The sequence below is a fragment of the Paenibacillus baimaensis genome (assembly GCF_025567575.1).
Genome location: NZ_JAOQIO010000007.1, coordinates 482922 through 502798 on the forward strand (window position 1 = coordinate 482922; position 19877 = coordinate 502798).

17 protein-coding genes are annotated in these 19877 nt (G+C 45.5%); 4 read left to right on the forward strand and 13 right to left on the reverse strand.

From position 1 onward, the window contains the following. Positions 1–164: 164 nt before the first annotated feature. Positions 165–1127, forward strand: a complete 963-nt coding sequence (locus OB236_RS03790; protein WP_262682847.1) for a polysaccharide deacetylase family protein — start codon at positions 165–167, stop codon at positions 1125–1127. 94 nt (positions 1128–1221) lie between these two features. Here the strand turns inward: OB236_RS03790 and OB236_RS03795 are convergent, their stop codons facing one another. The 9 genes from OB236_RS03795 to OB236_RS03835 form a co-directional block, all read right to left on the reverse strand. Continuing rightward, positions 1222–1506: a ferredoxin family protein gene (locus OB236_RS03795; RefSeq protein WP_076229426.1), complete on the reverse strand. Its 285-nt coding sequence runs from the start codon at positions 1504–1506 to the stop codon at positions 1222–1224. Further along, entirely contained in the window at positions 1503–2813 is a 1311-nt protein-coding gene (locus tag OB236_RS03800; RefSeq protein ID WP_076229425.1) for an FAD-dependent oxidoreductase, read from the reverse strand. The genes OB236_RS03795 and OB236_RS03800 overlap by 4 nt, the downstream gene beginning before the upstream one ends. Before the next feature lie 60 nt (positions 2814–2873). Further along, complete coding sequence (locus OB236_RS03805) at positions 2874–4001, reverse strand: electron transfer flavoprotein subunit alpha/FixB family protein (protein WP_262682848.1); 1128 nt, start codon at positions 3999–4001, stop codon at positions 2874–2876. An 11-nt stretch (positions 4002–4012) separates the two neighbouring features. Continuing rightward, complete coding sequence (locus OB236_RS03810; protein ID WP_262682849.1) at positions 4013–4846, reverse strand: electron transfer flavoprotein subunit beta/FixA family protein; 834 nt, start codon at positions 4844–4846, stop codon at positions 4013–4015. Positions 4847–5122: 276 nt separating this feature from the next. Beyond that, positions 5123–6421: an alpha-glucosidase/alpha-galactosidase gene (gene melA, locus OB236_RS03815; RefSeq protein WP_262682850.1), complete on the reverse strand. Its 1299-nt coding sequence runs from the start codon at positions 6419–6421 to the stop codon at positions 5123–5125. Between the two features lie 50 nt (positions 6422–6471). After that, positions 6472–7464 (reverse strand): 4-hydroxythreonine-4-phosphate dehydrogenase PdxA, encoded by a 993-nt coding sequence (locus tag OB236_RS03820; protein ID WP_262682851.1) that lies wholly within the window; start codon positions 7462–7464, stop codon positions 6472–6474. Between the two features lie 50 nt (positions 7465–7514). Next, positions 7515–8330 (reverse strand): carbohydrate ABC transporter permease, encoded by an 816-nt coding sequence (locus OB236_RS03825; protein WP_262682852.1) that lies wholly within the window; start codon positions 8328–8330, stop codon positions 7515–7517. Further along, positions 8327–9166: a carbohydrate ABC transporter permease gene (locus OB236_RS03830; RefSeq protein ID WP_262683072.1), complete on the reverse strand. Its 840-nt coding sequence runs from the start codon at positions 9164–9166 to the stop codon at positions 8327–8329. The genes OB236_RS03825 and OB236_RS03830 overlap by 4 nt, the downstream gene beginning before the upstream one ends. A 234-nt stretch (positions 9167–9400) precedes the next feature. Beyond that, positions 9401–10705: an ABC transporter substrate-binding protein gene (locus tag OB236_RS03835; protein WP_262682853.1), complete on the reverse strand. Its 1305-nt coding sequence runs from the start codon at positions 10703–10705 to the stop codon at positions 9401–9403. Positions 10706–10872: 167 nt separating this feature from the next. Here OB236_RS03835 and OB236_RS03840 point away from each other — a divergent pair, with 167 nt between their 5' ends. Both OB236_RS03840 and OB236_RS03845 read left to right on the forward strand, forming a co-directional pair. Then, entirely contained in the window at positions 10873–12630 is a 1758-nt protein-coding gene (locus OB236_RS03840; RefSeq protein WP_262682854.1) for a cache domain-containing sensor histidine kinase, read from the forward strand. Next, positions 12627–14141 carry a response regulator transcription factor gene (locus tag OB236_RS03845; protein ID WP_262682855.1) on the forward strand — a complete coding sequence of 505 codons (1515 nt, stop codon included), beginning with the start codon at positions 12627–12629 and terminating at the stop codon, positions 14139–14141. The genes OB236_RS03840 and OB236_RS03845 overlap by 4 nt, the downstream gene beginning before the upstream one ends. Positions 14142–14266: 125 nt before the next feature. Here OB236_RS03845 and OB236_RS03850 read toward each other — a convergent pair whose 3' ends face one another. Further along, a complete protein-coding gene (locus OB236_RS03850) occupies positions 14267–15778 on the reverse strand; it encodes a sulfatase family protein (protein ID WP_262682856.1) in 1512 nt (503 codons plus the stop codon). Positions 15779–15925: 147 nt separating this feature from the next. On the opposite strand from OB236_RS03850, the gene OB236_RS03855 reads away from it, so the two are divergent. Further along, positions 15926–16768 (forward strand): AraC family transcriptional regulator, encoded by an 843-nt coding sequence (locus OB236_RS03855; RefSeq protein WP_262682857.1) that lies wholly within the window; start codon positions 15926–15928, stop codon positions 16766–16768. Positions 16769–16863: 95 nt separating this feature from the next. On the opposite strand, the gene OB236_RS03860 is transcribed toward OB236_RS03855, so the two are convergent. The 3 genes from OB236_RS03860 to OB236_RS03870 all read right to left on the reverse strand — a co-directional run bounded on the left by OB236_RS03860 (position 16864) and on the right by OB236_RS03870 (position 19816). Then, positions 16864–17691: a sugar phosphate isomerase/epimerase family protein gene (locus tag OB236_RS03860; protein WP_262682858.1), complete on the reverse strand. Its 828-nt coding sequence runs from the start codon at positions 17689–17691 to the stop codon at positions 16864–16866. A 22-nt stretch (positions 17692–17713) separates the two neighbouring features. Continuing rightward, the gene (locus OB236_RS03865; RefSeq protein ID WP_262682859.1) at positions 17714–18898 is read right to left on the reverse strand and encodes a Gfo/Idh/MocA family protein; all 1185 of its coding nucleotides are present in this window, start codon (positions 18896–18898) and stop codon (positions 17714–17716) included. 138 nt (positions 18899–19036) lie between these two features. Next, positions 19037–19816 (reverse strand): phytanoyl-CoA dioxygenase family protein, encoded by a 780-nt coding sequence (locus tag OB236_RS03870; RefSeq protein WP_262683073.1) that lies wholly within the window; start codon positions 19814–19816, stop codon positions 19037–19039. Positions 19817–19877 lie beyond the last annotated feature (61 nt).

Sequence of the window (19877 nt, forward strand, 5' to 3'; positions counted from 1 at the left end):
TAAAAATGGTATTTATTGACGATATTATTAATTATTCTCGATGAACATACAACTCTAAGGACTGCTTGTCCGTCTATATTAAATAATGTCTACAAATCGAGTCTGAGAGCCTTTACATATGAACATAGTTTGGTATGATCGGATAAAGGGAGTGTCTATTTACTATGAAGCTTATGAATAACAAAATCGCTTTTCTGCTGGTGCTAGTAAACATGGTATGGTTGGGGGGGTGTTTCTACCATTCGTCAGAACCCTCCATCGCGTCCCTTCCTTCCATACCTTCCCTCCCAACCCAATCTTCCGAGGTGGCCGCGCCTATCACTGCTTCTGCTGTCTTGAGCACACCTGCAGTTGAAACGACTTTACCCGTACCTGAAGAAGCCCCGGCTCGACCCGAGCCTGAACCTCCAGAGTACATGCTTGAAATTAAAGGGAAGTCCAACCAGCTAACTCCCAAAGCTTTAAAAAGCATGACAGAGTGGCGTGAGAACATCATTACTTTTGCCCGGAAACATCGTGACAGCGTCTACATCAATGGGCCTGACCGGAATAGGGTCGCTCTGACCTTTGATGATGGTCCTGATAACGTCAATACGCCTGTTATTATCGATTCATTGAAGAAATATGGGGTTAAAGGAAGCTTCTTTTTTGTAGGCGAAATGGCCAAAATCTACCCGGGGGTTGTGCGCCATGCATTCGATAATGGAAACCTGGTGTTAAACCACAGCTACAAGCATGACAATTTAACCCAAAAAACCAATCATCAAATTCAAGCGGATCTCAATCAAACTGACAAAATCATTGAGGATATAATCGGCAAGAAGCCTGCTCTGATGCGCTCACCGTATGGGGATACCGATGAGAAAGTAGTCGCCGCTGCAACCGAAACAGGTCATAAGATCGTTCTATGGTCGATAGATACATTGGATTGGTCTCAGCGAGAAAGTGATAATATTGTTCATAATGTCATCGATAATATTCGAAATGGCGACATTATTCTCATGCATTCCACTTCAAGAACAAACGAAACCGCCAAGGCCGTGCCGATTATGATTGAAGAGCTGCAAAAACGAAATTACGATATCGTTGATCTCGAAACCTTGCTAAATGTGCAAGCATACCAATAATCATCTGGTTATGCATACAGATATACAATAAAAACGAGCCTGCTGAAAGACTGCGAGGCTCGTTTCGTATGCAATGGATTCAGCCGCTCCGGTTTCACCCGTATTTATAGGTAATGCCATAGCCGCCTTTTGGATATACCCAAGCGATATTATCGGATGGACAAGCAATCCGACAGGTGCCGCATTCAATACAGTTCTCAAAGGCTACTGTCGTAATCTTCAGCTTTTTCTCCCACTCATAGACGTCAGACGGACAAAAATAATTACAGTCCTTGGTCTTGCAGCTCAAACAGGTTTCCGTTTCTTTAATGACCAAATGGGACTCCGTATCGCATTTATAACGGATCGTAAATAGCTTTTCAGAAACATTACAGCTCATCCGTTCATCGCCCTCCACCCTTTATAGCCTAATTTCATCAGATTCATGGTACCGCCGGCTGCATCTTTAATTAAATTAACAGCCATTTTCTGTTTATCTGCTTTAGGGATGCCGTCAACTAAAAACATATTATACGCCGCTTCATTTAATGCCCGGGGCAGCTTATCGAATAACAGCTCGGGATTTTGTTCTTTGAGAAATTGGTGCATGCCTTTGTACTTTTTCAAATCCTTGTGTACAAAAGAGCTGCGGATTTTCTGGTCATAAGCGTTCAACGAAGCGGCCGAGAAATCACCTCTGCCTTTAGCTTCAATAATAGCCTCGCCTGCTAGGCGGCCTGAAGTCATCGCCAGATTCGTGCCTTCCCGATTCACAAAGTTGACAAGCTGAGCCGCGTCTCCACATACGCACCAGCCATTTCCAGACAGTGGAGGTATCGAATGAAAGCCTCCTTCGGGGATCAGGTGACCCGAATATTCCTTGGTTTCCCCGCCCTGAATTAATTTACGGATCATCGGATGCTGCTTCACGGCATCCAGGATCGCATAAGGCTTAACCTTTTTGTCCCGCAGATGATTCACCATGACCCCAACGCCTAACGAAATGGTTTCCTTGTTCGTGTACAAGAATCCCATCCCCGCCATGCCAAGCGAGGTTTCACCCATAAATTCAATGGTGACGCCTTCGTCTCCTTCAAGACCGAAGCGATCCTCGATCTTTTCCTTGGGCAAGGAGATGATTTCTTTAACCGCCAGAGAAACCTCATCGGGCTTCCATTCCTTGTGAATGCCCATCGCCTTACCGAGCAGCGAATTTACACCATCCGCTATGACTACGACATCCGCATACAAATTGCCATCATCCCGATCGGTCTTGACGCCCACTACCCGGTCGCCCTCGCGAATGACATCCAGTGCAACTGTTTCATAGACGGGCAGAGCCCCCGCAGCAACCGCTTTGTCCGCAAACCACTGGTCGAATTTGACTCGCAAGCCGGTAAAACAATTATAGGGCTCCGAATATTTTTCATTCCGATGTCCAAAGGTCACCATCGATTCCTTGCCCATCATCCAGATTCGCTGTTCTACAATATACCGCTCCATCGGGAAATTACGTTCCTTCCAAAACTCCGGTACGAGTTCCTCGATTTGCTTACGATATAATACACCACCAAACAGATTTTTGGCACCGGGAAATTCACCACGCTCAAGCAATACAACAGACAAGCCGGCCCGGGACATCGTTAATGCGGCGGCGGCACCGGCTGGTCCACCCCCAACAATGATAGCATCAAATTTTTCGTTCAAAGCAATCCGCTCCTCACAATAATAGTTCCACTCCTGCATGACGACGAAAAATGATGGCTTCTATACAGATTGTTCCAAATTCTGCTGACGCGAAGGCTCTTGTGATGCTGCCTCTGTATTCGGTAGTTGAATGCCGAACAGGCTTTTACGTTTTTTGACTTCTTCCGTTATCGCTGGCACGATTTTGAACAAATCCCCCACAATCCCATAATGAGCAAACTGAAAAATCGTGGCTTTCTCATCCCTGTTGATTGCGATAACGATGTCCGAATTGCCCATACCTACCGTATGCTGAACAGCGCCCGAGATCCCGATGGCAAAATACAGCTTCGGCCGGACGGTTGAGCCTGTCTGTCCGACCTGGTGCTCATGCTTGATCCACCCGGCATCTACAGCTGCACGAGAAGCGCCGACAACCCCGCCCAATGCATCGGCCAATTCCTTGAGCATCGCAAAAGGCTCAGGCCCTCCCAAACCGCGACCGCCGGATACGATGATATCGGCTTCCTCCAGATTCAGATTACCTGTATCCCGTATAAAGTCGATTACTTGCGCAGCAATTTCCTCTTCAGGCATCAAGCTCTCGATCCTGATGATCTCAGCTTCGCGTGTCTCATCCCGTGGCAATGCCTGGAATACGCCGGCACGCGCAGTCGCCATCTGCGGACGATACTGCTTGCATAGAATCGTTGCCATCATCTTCTCGGAAAAGGCCGGTCGGCTGGCCAGCAGCAGCCGCGAGGGGTGCGGCTCCACGTCCAGCTCCGTTGTATCCGCGGTAAGCCCTGTCGGCAGGTGTGTCGCGATCGCTCCAGCCAAGTCCCGTCCTGTTCCCGTCGCGCCGAACAGCACAATCTCAGGCTTCACCTCATCGATCAGCTTCAGGCAGATACGGCTGTAAGGCCGTGTCCGATATACACCAAGCTCAGGCGCTTCACACAAATAAACCTTGTCAGCACCATAATAAGCAGCCTCCTTCGCAAGAGGCTCAACTCCATTGCCGATGACCAGAGCCAGTAAGGGAACCTCCAGCTTGGCTGCAAGCTTCTTACCTTCACCCAGCAGCTGCCAGGACACCTTCTTGGCTTCCCCATCCCTTTGCTCAATGACAATTAAAACCCCACGATACGCCGACCAATCCGGCATAGCCCCCGCATCCTGTGTTTCCTTTTTTGGTTCATTGGACATGTTGTCGCCTCCTAAGTCCAGCCTAATCGGCTTGGTAAGTCCCGCTCCCACAGCTGGTCAAGCAGCTGTACGGCAGTTGCCTCCGGTGAATCGCCTGTGATCATTTTCGAGTTGACGGCTTTGACCTCGGGTACCCAGGTTTTGGACACGATCGTTGGCGAGCCTTTCAATCCAATCATCGATCGTTCCAAATCCGGAAAATCGGCCGTCGTCCATACCACCGGCTTGTACCTGGCGGCCCGAATCATCCCTGGCATAGCGGCTCTGCGTACCTTATTCAATTCCTTCAAGGCCGTAATCAGCACCGGCATGCTGGTCTGTACCACTTCAATGCCATCCTCAAGTAAGCGGTGCGCTGTCAGTCTGCGCTTTTCCGTATCGACCTCCACCACCTTACTGACATAGGTCAGCTGCTCCAAGTCAAGTCTGCAGGCTACGCCCGGCCCGACCTGTCCGGTATCCCCATCCAGTGTCTGTTTTCCACAAAATACCAAATCTATGGCACCCCATGTTTCCGCTACCTTTTGAAGTGTCTTGGCTATCACGTAAGAGGTAGCGAGTGTATCCGCACCTGCGAATCCTCGATCCGTTACCAACACGGCCTCATCCGCACCCAACGAGATGCACTGCTTCAAGCTTTTTTCCGCAGGGGGAGGCCCCATCGTGACAACAGTTACCCTTGCACCCAACTCGTCCTTAATCCGCAGTGCTTCCTCCAAGCCATGCAAATCATAAAAATTAACAATACTCGGTACCCCTTGGCGTATTAAAGTATTGTTCTTCGGGTCAATTCGAATCTCTCGGCTGTCGGGAACCTGCTTGATACAGACAACAATATGCAGCATACGGCGATCCTCCTAACATGGGTCGGCTTCTAGGCCAATGAGTCGTCAAACCTTTCTCCATTTGTGAAACATCTCACTTACTCAACCGAATGAAACCGATTGCAATAACTAGTACTCTTTTACAGTTTATGCAGACATGGCGTATGAATGATACTAAATTTAACCCCACTCTTTTAAAATTATCTGAATATTATGATAATTAATAATAACGAAAAGGCCCGCGATATACGCGGACCTGCATTTCATAAAGCTATTGTCTATTTAATAAGTCTCTTCTTACACAAACTTCGGCAGCCAATCGCCATGAGCTTCAATAAGATCATCGCACATAGCTACGATATCATCGATAGAAAGCTCGGCTGCCGTATGAGGGTCAAGCATCGCTGCGTGATAAATATGCTCTTTTTTCCCGGTGGCAGCTGCTTCCAGGGTTAATAACTGCGTATTGATATTCGTGCGATTCAATGCAGCCAGCTGCGGAGGCAGATCCCCTACATACGTTGGCGTCACACCGCTTGCATCAACCAGGCATGGCACTTCGACTATGGTTTCCTTAGGCAGATTCGTAATTAATCCGGTATTCATCACATTACCGCCGATTTTGAACGGATTGTTGGTCTCCATCGCCTCAAACATAAAGGATGCATATTCATGAGAACGGGTATGTCCGAGATTTTTGTTATTGACCAGTTCATCGCGCATGGTTGCCCATCTCTTGATTTGACGTTCACAACGGCGTGGATACTCATCCAATGGAATATTGAAACGCTCAATCAATTCAGGATAATTTTTCTTAATAAAATAAGGGTGGTACTCGGCGTTATGCTCGGAGGATTCGGTAACGTAATAGCCAAAGCGGAACATCATTTCATAACGGACCATGTCCTCGTGCTGTTCTTTTTGTTTCTCATGGGCACGACGCTTGATTTCCGGATACAAATCCACTCCGTCTTTGGTGACTTCAAGCAACCAGGCCATATGATTAATACCGGCTATCTTAGTATGAACGCCTTCGGTATCGATGTCCAAGTCCTTGAATAAGTAAGGTATGCATCTTTGAACACTGTGGCACAAGCCGACTGTCTGTACTCCACCATATGTGATCATTGCATTCGTCAGTACAGCCATCGGGTTCGTATAGTTCAGGAACAGTGCATTCGGGCACACTTCATTCATATCCTTGGCAAAATCGAGCATGACCGGAATCGTGCGGAGGTTACGAAAGATACCTCCAATTCCCAAGGTGTCACCAATCGTCTGACGCAAGCCATATTTCTTCGGTATTTCAAAATCTGTAATCGTACACGGATCATAACCGCCAACCTGTATCGCATTAACTACATATTTGGCCCCACGAAGCGCATCTTTGCGGTTGGTGTACGCTCGTACCGTGCAGGTGCTTCCAAGTGTCAGCTTTAAATTATTTAACATATTTTCAGAATCCTTGAGACGTTCTTCATTGATATCGAACAATGCTAGTTCAAAGCCTTGCAGAGCTGGGGTCATCATGCAGTCACCCAACACATTTTTGGCAAATACTGAGCTGCCAGCACCTAGAAAAGTAATCTTTGACATAAACCTTGCCTCCCAATTGTATGGTTTTATTATGGTTGGTACATCACATCCTAGAATCCTGCTAATCTTACAGCGAGCTTCATGGCCTGCTCTGTAGCGCCAGGGTCAGAGATCCCTTGCCCTGCAATATCAAATGCCGTACCGTGCGCAGGCGTGGTGATGACAACGGGAAGTCCCCCGCTGACCGTAATGCCTTTATTAAAGCCCAGCAGCTTCATACCGGTCTGTGCCTGATCATGATACATACTAACCAGACAATCGAAAGGCTTTGTTTTTAACCGTAAAAAGATAGTATCCGCCGGATAAGGGCCTTCTACGTTAATCCCCTGCTCCTGAGCGCTCACAATGGCAGGCCGAATTTCGTCGATTTCTTCAGTGCCTAACAGACCTCCATCGCCGGCATGCGGATTAAGGGCGGCTACGACAATTTTGGGATTATCGAAGCCTACGCTGGTTAAAGTATCCTGAGCAAAACGGATAATACGGGCAACGCGTTCTTTGGTTACGAGGCTGCTGACTTGTTTTAACGGCACATGAGAAGTTATTCGCGTAAACCAAAGATCACCCATCACGTTAATTTCACTAAAACCTTCCTTGCAATTCAGAAGTGATGCAAAAAAATGCAGCTCATCCTGAAAATGAAATCCACCTCGATGCAAAGCTTCTTTATTGATCGGCGCATAAACAACACCATCCAGCTTTTTTTGCTGTGCAAGCTTCAGTACGTACGTTAACGTCTCACCGGTTGCTTGGCCGGAATCTTCAGATAATTGGCCCAGAGAATAAGTATCCGGAGACAGATTGTGTAAATCAATCAAATAAACCTTGTCCTCGCTATCGATTTCTTCGATGTTAGCGATTTTTTGATAGGGGACTGATAATCCTGCTACGGATTGGCCTTGCTGAAAAACACGTTCATCACCTACTACAACCCATGTCGCCAATTGACGAATTTCTGCAGATTGGAGCGTTTTTGCTACCAACTCCGATCCGATGCCTGTTGCATCTCCCAAGGTTAAGCCCATTACCGGTTTCTTCTTCATGCTGCCATTCCTCTTCTCTATGAATGTTGTATCCTCTAATTCTATGTTTATTATCCTTTGATAGCCCCCGAGGTCATGCCTGAGATGAAATATCTCTGCAAAAACAGGTAGACTGAAATGCTGGGAATTGCAGCTAATAAGGAACCAGCAGCTACCCAACCGATGTTGGAATTGTTCTCACCGAAAAATGTCGATAAAGCCACAGTGATCGTTCTGTATTCTAATTTCTGCAGGAAAAATACAGAGAATTGATAGTCATTCCAGATCGAAACGCCATTCATGATGATAACAGTCGCCGTAATCGGCATAAGTACCGGCAATATAATCCGGAAAAACAGTCCAATCCTGGAAGCTCCATCAATCATAGCAGCTTCGTCCAACTCTCTTGGAATCGTACTAATGAAGCCTGTGAACAAAAAGATAGCCATCGATAGATGAAAGGTAACATGGAGAATCACGATCCCTATATACGTATTCATGGCCCCGATTTCAACAAACATTTTATACAAAGGAACGAGGATCGTAAGCGGTGGCACGATAAGCGCACTCACAAAAAATCCGTACATCCATTTATTGAGCTTGCTTTGATTACGGGCAAGTGGAAATGCCGCTGACGAACCGAGAATCAAGATCAGTGCAATGGATAATAACGTAATGATCGCTGTGTTGACAAATGCTCTGTCCAGACCTGCGATCTGCCACGCATGAATAAAATTATCCCAATATGCATAACCCGGCATGATCCATTTGGAGCTGGTGTCCAAGGTATCTTTAAATGAGGTAGTGATGAGCACATAAAAAGGAACGATATGCATGAGACCTATTAACGCACCTATGAGGGTATACAGAACGCCTGCACGCTTCATGAGGAAACCTCCTTTTTACGTAATAAATACAAAGAGGTCAAACCTATAACAGATATAAGCAAAAACATAAAATTACCTAATGCGGCTGCGTAGCCAGCGTCCTGATGAGCAAAATATAATTGATAAATCATCGTGGATAACGAAGCGGATGCATAGCCGGGTCCCCCATTGGTTAAAGCGGTTATTACATCAAACAGCTTCAAGCCACCGATCAAGTTAAGTACAATATTAATCGTAATGGCAGGCGCAAGAAGTGGGAGCGTAATATTGCGGAATTTAGATAACCCCGAAGCACCATCCATCTCCGCCGCCTCATAATAATCCTTGGAAATGGACTGAAGGCCGGCCAGGAAAATAATCATCGCAACACCCAGGAATTGATAGGTGTTCACCAGTGTAATGATCCATACGTTAAGCTGAGTGTCAGCGAGTAAATTGATCGGCTTATCGCGAAACAATAAAATGATATCGTTAAGTGCCCCGCCGTTAAACTGAAAGAAGAAATACCATATATAACCCATAACCAGAGGACTGACGATAACGGGAAGATAGACGATCGTACGAATAAGGGTCTTTCCACGGATATGGTAGTTGAGCAAGAGTGCATAGGCTAACCCGATGGCATTTTGTAAAACCGTACTGCCAATTCCATAAATCAGCGTATTGACAATCACCGTACCGATTCGATGATCCGAAAGCATTCTTTTATAGTTATCCAAACCGATATACTTGTACAACTGCGAGTAACCGTCCCAATTCGTGAAAGAGATCATAATCCCTTGAAAAAATGGATAATAAATGAATAATATAAATAGCAGAAGCGCAGGTAAGTACATCAGGTTTATTGAGGATGGGGAATTTATCCAACGACGTAAACGACCTTTAGTAGTTCCTCTCTCACCTGTTTTACGATACACGGTCTCCACGTTTAATCTCTCCTTCATTTAAATAAGACACGAATGTGAAATAGCTTTAACATTCTCGAACCACGCCCGTTGATCCTTCTACTGGACCGCAATCGCCCATGCAGAGGATATGGAGTCAAAAGGCGTGATACGAGCTGATCATGGTTAGTTTTTGCGTAAACGTTCGACTTCCTGCTTCATATTCGCTGTATATTCTTTCGGTGTAATTCGTCCCGCAAGCAGCTCAGTACCTGATTTGGACATAACGCTCCACATTCCATTAGGCAAGTAAACGCGGTCAAAATAAGGGAATACTCGAATATCGGCATATTTTTCATAATACTCGGTCAGGTCATGCTTCGACTCAATGCCCTTCAAGCCGGGCTGCAGCTTCGTTACATTGGCAATCTTGGTCATATTGGCTGGTTTAGCAAAAAACTGTAGCAGCTTCTTGGATTCAGCCATATTCTTGGAGTCTTTCCATATCCCCATTGTTGCCCGTTCTCCGCCAGAAAAATTCGGTTTGTCATTCGTTGACATCGACGGAATCGGCATCAATCCGACTTTCATGTCCGGCTTTATTTTATTAACCGCATCGACGAAGGATGGAGCCAGCAATACAAAGGCTACTTTCTCTGCAGCAAATGCAGCCGGAATCTCGCTCCGTTTCGCTGTCAAGAAATCTTCGTTAATCAGTCCACGATTTTTAATATCCAGCAATTTTTCCGGAAGCACGTTCCACTTGTTCCAATCGAAGGTGTTTTTCAACAAGTCTGCTGCCGAATTGCTCTCTGGACTGATCAATAAGGAGTTGGCAAAATAGTCAAAGTAGGTGCCAATGGTACTTTCATCGATACCTGATAAGAAAAACGGTGTCGTCTTTCCGCCACTCTCTTTTTTAATTTTCTCAGCTGCAGCTATTAATTCATCAAGGGTTTTAGGCGGCTCCAAATTATATTTTTTGAGCATTTCGACGTTATACATAATGCCGTCCTTGGCTTCACTAAGAGGTAGGACGTATACCTTGCCAGCTTTGTCGGTTACGACATTTTTGATCGTATCGGTCAATTGCTTGGCCCACGGCTCATCTTTCAGATCGGCCAGGTATTCTCCGTAGCGGACTTGCGCCCAGCCATGCGTATCAAATACATCTGGAAGATCATTGGCCGCCATCTTTACCTTCATGTTATTTTCATAAGCCGAGCCCGGGAACTGAATATTTACGGCGATATCCGGGTTCTCCTTGGAGAAATCATTAAGAATTTGGCGATACACCTCTTGTACCGGCTGATCAGCAACATTGCTCATCATAGATAATGTTTTTTTGGCCATACTATTGCTATTACTGCTTTCCTTTCCACTCGTAGGTGCTGGTGCTGGAGAAGCAGATTCAGGACGCTGGGAACAACCGCTTATAGCTACTGCGGATACCAGGGTTAACGCCAAAGATAATTTCCATTTTTTCAACATGTGCCCACCTCTTTAAATTTATTATTTCCTTCACACAAAAATCCTATCACAGTTGTAAGGGTTTACATATACGCTAAATCTACGATTTCAGGCGCTCATAATTAATCTTGCAACCCTATTCATTTTCAAGTATAATCGACCTCAAATTAATGCAGGGGGAGTCTCTCTTGAATAAGCCAAAAATCTCGATTCGAGTGAAACTGATTCTGCTCTACTCGTTAACGATACTGATTCCTGTTATTATAATTGCTTTTGTGATGCCTGCCTATTATGTGAAAATTATCACGAAAGAAACGGAAAAGCTTACCGACGCTACCTTGATCGGCTTGACCGAAAACATTCAAACGTATCTGGACGATTTGGAACGAGTCACAATCTCTCCTTACACGAATAATGATGTGATGAATTCTCTCAAGCAAAAAGCCCGGGGCGTCAATAGTCCTCTTGATCCGTATTCCAAGTTTAAAGCCGACTATACCTTGTACCATACACTTCCGAGCTTGCTAGTGAATTTACGTAAGGATATATTAGGCACACTGCTTGTGGCTATTGATGGTTCTGTCTACTATAATGATAGCAGCTCGCAGCTGACTGAAACTCGTAACGCTTATCCTTATACAGAGCAGAACTGGTATCGTGAAGCCGTTGCAGCTAACGGAAGAGTAGCCTTTGTGAATGTCCATCCCCAGGATTATTTAAAGCTGACTGCTGTCCCGGAGGTATTCTCGGTAGCACGATTAATTAAGGATCCTGACTCCAAACAACCGCTTGCTGTCATTATGGCTGATGCCGATACGATCATTTTGGATCGAATCGTAAGACAAATTTCCGTTAACGCAGATTCTTTTGTTACGATTACGGACAAGGATCAAAGGTTGATTTATTCGAATACGAACTTATCTCATGAGGCTTTGAACCAATTTCTGAAAAACCCGACCAATAACGATTTTAATCAGCATTCCTATGTAGCTGTATCCAGGGAAATTTCGACCAGCTCCTGGAAAATTACCGTTTGGTTATCCAAAGCAGAGCTTGCCTCTAAAACCCATTGGATGCGCTTAACGGGAGCGATATTTGCAGCAGCTGGCGTGGTGCTTACCTTCTTCTTGTTTTTGGCCTATTCCAGAACCTTACTGACACCATTCAAAGAAATGATCGGCGTCATGCGCCAGGTTCAGCTTGGCAATATGAACAAACGCTTTTCCGTTCGAGGACAGGATGAGATCGCTCAATTGGGAACCGTTTTGAACAAAATGATCAGTCAGTTGGATGAATTAATTACGAATGAGTATCTGAACAAGCTGAAGCTAAGAAATGCCGAATTTCGCGCACTGCAGTCACAAATTCACCCTCATTTTCTGTATAATACATTAAATGCATTCGTGAGTCTAAACCGAAAAGGAGAACATGCGCTGCTGGAGCGTGCTATATTATCGTTAAGCGGAATGCTCCGTTACTTCTTAACCTCTCATGATTCCTGCAGTCTGGAGGAGGAATTCTCCAGTATTCACAAATACGGCGAGCTGATGAGCATACGTTTTAGTGATCGCTTACAAATAAACATCACATTGGCACCCGAGTTGGCACCTATTTATATTCCCAAGCTGCTGATTCAGCCGTTAGTCGAAAACGCTATCATTCACGGCGTCGAGCCTTGTGAGCATCCTTGCATGGTTGAAGTAAGCGCTCAAATGGCTCCAGATAGCGATAACGGAGAAAGCTTTGTCATTCGCATTTCAGATAACGGATTAGGATTTGATACTTCCGTACACATAGATGATCAGCATATCGGTTTAAGCAATGTTAAGGAGCGATTAGCGCTCGCTTTTCCGGATAAACACGAATTTGTACTGGTTAGCAGCCCAGGACAGGGAACTACCATAACGATCACTATATCTCTTAACAAAGAGGAGCTGGCACCATGAATATTGTGATTACAGATGATGAACAATTGGCAAGGGAAGCGTTATCGATTATGCTGTTGGAAATTTGCCCGGATTTGCATATTTATGAAGCACGCAACGGTAAAGAGCTGATTCAATTAGCTGAACGTATCAAGCCTGAGGCAGCTTTTGTAGACATTAGAATGCCCGGCAAATCAGGTCTCGAAGCGATTCAAGAAGCAGCCCCGTTATCACCGGATACCCAATGGATTATAGTAACCGGTTTCGCTGATTTTGAATATGCCAAGGAGGCTCTCCGACTGAGAGCGATGGAGTATTTGCTGAAGCCGGTCGATATTCAGGATATACGTGTACTACTGGCCAAAATACAGCAAACGGCATTTCTGCAAATCAGTGAGAAGAACAAGCTCTTTGAGTCGGACATGTTATCTTTATTTCACGGTCTCATTCGCGACTGGGAAGAAATTGAACCGGCACCTAAGCCTTACAGCGGGATTCGATGTCAGATTATTTATATGGATAGCTGCTACTCGGAAACGGAAAAATCTGCAGCCATCAAGCTGTTGATCAGTGCCATTCGCTCAGCAATGTCGCGGTATTCCCACAAGGATTTGGAGTTGGCTACTTTAATTCTGCCCAGTGGGGATTGGGCTGTAGTCGGGAAGTACCAGACATCACAGGGCGCAGAGCAATTGGAGCAGCTATTCTCTGCTCACGCCGAGCTGGTACAGCAGGCTGAGGAGCCGGGTCAGGCATTTACACTGGTACAATCTGGTGAATGCGATTCTTATATATCCCTGCTAGCTGAGGTAAATATGCTTCATAAGCTTTCTTATCTCCGCTGCTCATTGGGAATCTCACACAGTTGGACTCAAGCAGATTTACTTGCAGTTGAATCACAGCCAATGATTTCTCAGCTATGCCACCTCTTAAATAAAGCAGTAGATGAATACCACAGAGCACAATATGTAGGCTATATGGATACGATTGAGCAATTTGTTAAATACTATTCAGAGCAGTGCAATTCGGTATCTCTAGAAACTTCATTGGCTTTTTCACGGTTTCTCAACTGCTCCATCCAAGCGCCCGTGCTCATTCCAACTGGGGAAGCGGAATGGCTGCAGTCACTCAAAGGTCTTGGCGTACATCTTCTGGATAAAAAGATTCGACAAGTCGATACTAAGCCTGATTTGGTAGGCAAGACCATTGCTTATATAGAAAAGCACTATGCAGGAGATTTAACATTAGGTCGTACTGCAGAAGAGTTCAGTGTGACTCCCAATCACTTAAGCAGTCAGTTCCATAAGCGAACAGGAACGACCTTTATGCAGTATGTGACCAAACTCAGGATGTTGAAAGCGCAGGAGCTGCTGTCTGATCCAATGGTACAGGTACAGCAAGCCGCCGAGCAGGTTGGCTATTTCAGTACAAGACATTTTACAAAGCTATTTAAAGAATTTGTTGGGTGTTATCCGTCTGAATACAAGAAAAATTACAAGAAGGTGGAGTCGGAGAGCTCATCGAAATTGTAATAGAGGTGAACAATAGTCGCGAGTGATTATTGTGAATATAAGCCTGATAGGCTCTCCTTATGACCTAATGGAGATAAAAAAGATGGTTCCGCTACAAGGAAACCATCTTTTTATATTGGTGACGTCTAAGCGTGCCAAATGCGCGGCATCGGCAGCGGTTCTTTTCCAAGCTCCGCCCATACATATTTCAACAGCAGCTCTGTCTTCAATGCTGCACTCTTGCTGTCATCCCACAGGTTATTCAGCTCACCCGGGTCTTCCTGCAGGTCGAAGATTTCGCCATAGGTCTGATTGTAGTAGACTGTTATTTTATATCGTTGATCTACATACGTTTTTTGGTGAATTGTAGTCGGCTCGTGGCGGAATTCACAGATGGCATGGTTCCGCGCCTGATCGGACTTTCCATACCATACCTCGCTCTGATCGACACCCGTCATGCTGTGAGGGACTGCGATTCCGGCCATACTCAAAAAGGTCGGCGCGAGATCAACGAGCGATTGAATAGCCGGAGATTGCACATCTGCTGGCACATGGTCCGGATAACGGACGATAAAAGGAATTTTGATCAGATCTTCATAGTGAAAGCCCCCCTTATATTGCAAACCATGCTGACCGAAGAAGTGACCATGGTCTGTTGTAAACACGACAATGGTGTTATCCGTTAACCCCAGTTCATCGAGCTTATCCAAAATCCGGCCGATGTACTTGTCCATACAGCTGATCATCCCGTAATAAGTCGCAACAAGCTGTTTGCGTTCACTCTCCGAGTGCCGATTATGGGAATGGTAGCCATGGATACCAAAGCCGCTTTCCAGTAAATGCGAGAAATCCGGATTCGGCTCCTGAGTCATTCCAAAATGCGGCGGATTTTGATCATGCTCACCAGGTGTCACGGTTGGAATGGTTAGCTGCTCCGGGTCGTACATCGTATCCCAAGGCTCCGGTACGAGATAATCAGGGTGTGGATCAAAAAAGCTTGCCCATAGAAAAAAACTGTCCCCATTCTGACTATAATCTTCAAGTAGATGATTGGTTCGTTCGGCTATCCAGGTGTTGTAATGAAATTGCTCAGGAATAGGCCATTTATGCAGCACGGACGGATCCATCGTTCCGGTCGGTGGGAGGAAATAATCACGCCAGTTGGTGCAGCCCTTTTGCTCCATCCAGATTGCATAATGTTGTCCCACATGGGCTTCATTCGTATGATTGCGTGCGAGCTCCACATGATCAAACCCGTAAAAGGGCCCGTTGAAGCTTTTCCAATATTCCAGATCCTGCATGATAGGGTACGACTCCACGGAAGGATATGTCTCCGTACTCTTTAGCGGTTGAAAATGCGCCTTCCCGATCAGTCCTGTTCGGTAACCAGCCTGTTTAAAATCTTCACCAACGGTATGTCGGTCCTCCAAAAGCTTCGTGCCCAAGGTCCAGGCTCCGTGTTGGCTCGGATACATGCCGGTAACAATAGAAGCTCTCGTAGGTGTACAAGTCGGATTCGGACAATAAGCCCTCGTATAGGTTGTTCCCTGCTTTACCAATCTGTCCAGATTAGGAGTGGAAATCTCACCGTTAAAAGCGCCAAGGGTATTCCAATGCTGTTGGTCACTTGTAATTAGCAATATGTTGGGCTTACTCATTATGCAATCCTCCTGTTAGGAATCGATTTCTTTATCTTTATAGTATAAATCGGTTTCCTTTCCGTGAAAATGCAAATATGTTGTACTTGTCATTATGTTGTCTATTGATTTATCCTGAAGGTAGGACAGGTTATCAGGGAGTTGACGATGGATATGCAGGAATACGCCCATGAATTTGCTGAGCATTGGTACTCACTTCCCACACCTATGCAAGCAGCAGGCGGCAGTTGGATCGTCCGGGCTGGGCATAATAAAGCGAAACCACATTATGTTGTCGGACCGAAAAGCATTCAGCAATATGGATTTCATTTGATTCAATCAGGGAAAGTTCAGGTGACAAGCGGAGGCGTAACGGTAGAGCTGGTGGAGAGCGATGCCTTCTGTCTATTTCCTGGGAAATCGTATATGTATCAAGCGATACCGGATTGTTCTGAGGAACTACACATGGTATGGCTAGCGCTTGATGGCCCACAGGTCACTTTCTTACTGTTAGAGGTGGGTTTGACGGATGCATCGTTTCATCTACGACAGGCGCTGGACCATCGCGTATGGGCGACAATCAGACAATTCATTCAATATTTTCAAAAAGGCAAACTTGATTCAATGCGCGAGCAAAGTCTGCTATTTGAGCTGCTGTGGCGAATCAAACAAAACACCGACATTCAACAAGCCATGCCACAGCGCCATTGGGTTGCCGAGGTCAAACCCTATATGGAGCTGCATTGTACCGAAAATATCAAAATAGACGATATTGCGCGGTATATGGGTGTGCACCGATCCCATCTGTATACTGCTTTTATGAAAGAGTTTGACTGCTCCCCGATGCAGTATTTACAAAGGCTTCGTTTGGAAAAGGGCAGCCAGCTGCTCAAGAAAACCGATCTTTCAGTAACTGAAATCGCGCTTTCTCTCGGGTATCCGGATTTGTTTTCTTTCACTCGTGCTTTTACGAAGCTGTACGGAATATCTCCCAAGGGATATCGGGGGTAAGCAAAGCAGAGATCGAATAATCGATACACAAAAAAACGGCTCCCTCCCGAAAAATATTCGAGTGAAGAGCCGGTTTGAATTCAATTATGACAATGCTATTCCCAAGCCTGATCTACCTTATCAAGCAATACCTTTAATGCGCGGATTGCCGTAACAACACGCTCCGAATCGCTTGCTTCAGGCAAATAATGCTTTAAATGAGGCTCTACCGATAGAAAACCGTCATACTGCCGTTCCTTTAATGTAACGAGCAATTCCTCAATGTGACCCTCACCTACACCAGCTGGTACGAATTGACGGGGCACCTGTGTAGCATCCTTGATATGGACATAGTCGATGTAGGGAGCGATCTTGGGATAAGCGTCGTGCATGGGTTGAACGTTATTCATTACATAATTTCCAGGGTCAAACGCTGCACGCATATGCTTCGAATCGCAATGGGCAAAAATGTCCAGGCAGCAGTCGTCAGTTGCACCGTACAAATTACTGTCATTTTCCAGGATCAAAATGATTCCATGGCGGCTGGCAGTCTCTGTTTGCTGCTTCAGTCTGGACAGCACCTCTGCACGATGGGCTTCAACGGGTTCACCTTCAGGCAGCCGATAAGAAAAAATGCGAATAAACGGAGTTTCAAACAAATGCGCCGCGTGTATCGCCTTATCAAGCGCCTCAAGTTGTGGTTCAAAGGGGTCCGTTATTAAGTACTTGCCGATCGGTGAAGCAATAGATGAAATACGAAAACCTCGTTGTTGTAATGCTGCTTGTATTTGATTCAGCTCTTCTTCATTCAGATCAAGCACATTTTTGCCCCATACTCCACGTAACTCCAAATATTTAATACCTTCCTGCTCAAGAACATCCAGCTGTTCATTTAAATCGGAAGCTATTTCATCGGCAAAACAAGTAAGCTTAACATGACTCACAGCGAGGTCCCCTCTCCATTCATTACTTGCCAAAAGATTTGGACATATCTTCTTGCGACAAGCTTGCTGACGCTTTCTTAACGAATTTTGAACCGGCAATCAGTTCCTTCAGCTTGGCTTCAAAAGCATCAGCATCAATCGGAACGGTTACCGTCTGTTTTTGGAACGAGGACAGCATAATACCGTTTGCCAAAGTCAGTGCGCCTACACCTTCAACGCCGTGAGCGATAAGCTCTCCGGTACCGTTCAGCAGCCGTTCAACAAATTTGGTAGTCACCACTTGATGTCCGGAAGGCTCATTAATATCGACTTCAATCTCGATCTTTTCGAATTCCATTTTGCTGAACTTTTGTTCGGTTTCATTGGAGTATTTCAGCATGGACATCGGATTTTTATAAAGAACCAGCTTGCCTTCCTCCAGCACAAGCTTGCCGTGTTCACCGATAATTTCCATTCGATTCGTTCCCGGAGACTCAGCTGTCGTCACCATCAAATGCCCGATCATGCCGTTAGCATGTTCAAAGTATGCGGTTACCTCGTCCTCGACTTCGATATTGTGATATTTGCCGATATGTGCATGTCCGGTAATGCTGGCAGGTACACCGAACAACCATTGATACATGTCAAGTGTGTGTGGACACTGATTTGTCAAAATACCGCCGCCCTCGCCTGCCCAGGTTGCACGCCAGTCTCCACTGTCATAATAAGCCTGGGAACGGAACCATGCCGTATTGATCCAGGTAGCACGCGTTAGCTTACCGAGCTGGCCGCTGTCTACAACACTTTTCACTTTACGGTAAAAAGGTAGGGTGCGCTCTTGGAACATGATGGCGAATTCCAAATTCGGGTGCTGCTTTTTAGCTTCCTCGTAAGCATCGATCATACGCTTGGCATCGTTAAGATGAACAGCAATCGGCTTTTCGCACATAACATGAATTCCACGTGCAAAGGCTTCCACAGCAACGGTAGGGTGATCATAATGCGGCACGGCAATAATAACTGCATCCAGCCCGGATTGCTCCAGCAAATCTTTGTAATTGGTATAAGCTTGCGTATTCAGGTCCTTGGCATAGGAATCCGCTTTTTCCTGAACAACATCACATACACCTGCTATGTGAACATTGCTCATTTCCTTCAATATTTTGGCATGTGTGGAACCGATGTTCCCGAGTCCTACTAGTCCTATACTTATTTTCCGTTCACTCATATCATCCATCTCCCTCAATTATTTGTGATATTAGGTTCTTCCTTATTCTAAAGGGTACCAAATGCAACTTCCTTGTAATTTTTGATGAAAAAGTAGGAATTATTGACTAATCACATGATTCATTTACGTTGTCCACAGTTAAACTTCCGATAATTTTCCTTCATAATTATAATTTCTGAATAAAGGATTGATACCATGAAGCATCATCCCCTGTCCCCAATTTACATGTTTATCATTCGTCGGCAAATCCTCGGGATCACGAACCTGTACAAGTATATTCCTACGAGTTCTGTCGCTGCGGTTAATCGGCGATCCATGAATCGTTAAATAGTTAAAAAATAATACGTCACCCGCTTCAGCTATGCAGGGAGTTCCACTTTCAATAGGATATTCTTTATGGTTCAAATAGTAGCTTCCTACGTGGGGCAATGGTCCTTGTTTATGGGAGCCAGGTATGACATGCAAACATCCGTTCTCCTCATTCGTTCGGTCTAAATGGATGCTTGCTAGCATCATACTATGCTTGGTGTGCGGAAAATACGGATAATCCTGATGCATCGGGAAGGCAGCGCCCTTTTCCGGAGGTTTGACCATCATTTTGGTATGATGCAGTTGGACATTGTCACCGATCAGCTTGGCGAATATACCGACCAGCTTCAATTGTGTGATCATTTGAGTAAATTGGGCGTCATGGTACTGTACGTCATGAAAGCCTTTCAGCACAAGCTTCTTCAATTGTTCCGGAGGTAAATAATCTCCCTGCCAAGCGTGACTCCGGTCAAATTTAGAGGCGGCTGCACGCTTCAGGAAGGTTTCCACTGATTCCTGGAACCTCCTAACTTCTTCAGTGTTATATACACCCTTTACCAGTAAGTAGCCGTTATCATGATAAAATTGTACTTGGTCCTCAGTTATCAAGGTTAACTCCCCTTTTCCATAATCAATTGTGTATCCATCCCGTGCCATAGTCCTTACCCTC

Excerpts from the sequence above, each read along its gene's own strand:
- OB236_RS03790 (WP_262682847.1), top strand. The coding sequence starts at position 165 with ATGAAGCTTATGAATAACAAAATCGCTTTTCTGCTGGTGCTAGTAAAC.
- OB236_RS03795 (WP_076229426.1), bottom strand. The coding sequence starts at position 1,506 with ATGAGCTGTAATGTTTCTGAAAAGCTATTTACGATCCGTTATAAATGC.
- OB236_RS03805 (WP_262682848.1), bottom strand. The coding sequence starts at position 4,001 with ATGTCCAATGAACCAAAAAAGGAAACACAGGATGCGGGGGCTATGCCG.
- OB236_RS03810 (WP_262682849.1), bottom strand. The coding sequence starts at position 4,846 with ATGCTGCATATTGTTGTCTGTATCAAGCAGGTTCCCGACAGCCGAGAG.
- melA (WP_262682850.1), bottom strand. The coding sequence starts at position 6,421 with ATGTCAAAGATTACTTTTCTAGGTGCTGGCAGCTCAGTATTTGCCAAA.
- OB236_RS03820 (WP_262682851.1), bottom strand. The coding sequence starts at position 7,464 with ATGAAGAAGAAACCGGTAATGGGCTTAACCTTGGGAGATGCAACAGGC.
- OB236_RS03825 (WP_262682852.1), bottom strand. The coding sequence starts at position 8,330 with ATGAAGCGTGCAGGCGTTCTGTATACCCTCATAGGTGCGTTAATAGGT.
- OB236_RS03830 (WP_262683072.1), bottom strand. The coding sequence starts at position 9,166 with ATGTACTTACCTGCGCTTCTGCTATTTATATTATTCATTTATTATCCA.
- OB236_RS03835 (WP_262682853.1), bottom strand. The coding sequence starts at position 10,705 with ATGTTGAAAAAATGGAAATTATCTTTGGCGTTAACCCTGGTATCCGCA.
- OB236_RS03845 (WP_262682855.1), top strand. The coding sequence starts at position 12,627 with ATGAATATTGTGATTACAGATGATGAACAATTGGCAAGGGAAGCGTTA.
- OB236_RS03850 (WP_262682856.1), bottom strand. The coding sequence starts at position 15,778 with ATGAGTAAGCCCAACATATTGCTAATTACAAGTGACCAACAGCATTGG.
- OB236_RS03855 (WP_262682857.1), top strand. The coding sequence starts at position 15,926 with ATGGATATGCAGGAATACGCCCATGAATTTGCTGAGCATTGGTACTCA.
- OB236_RS03865 (WP_262682859.1), bottom strand. The coding sequence starts at position 18,898 with ATGAGTGAACGGAAAATAAGTATAGGACTAGTAGGACTCGGGAACATC.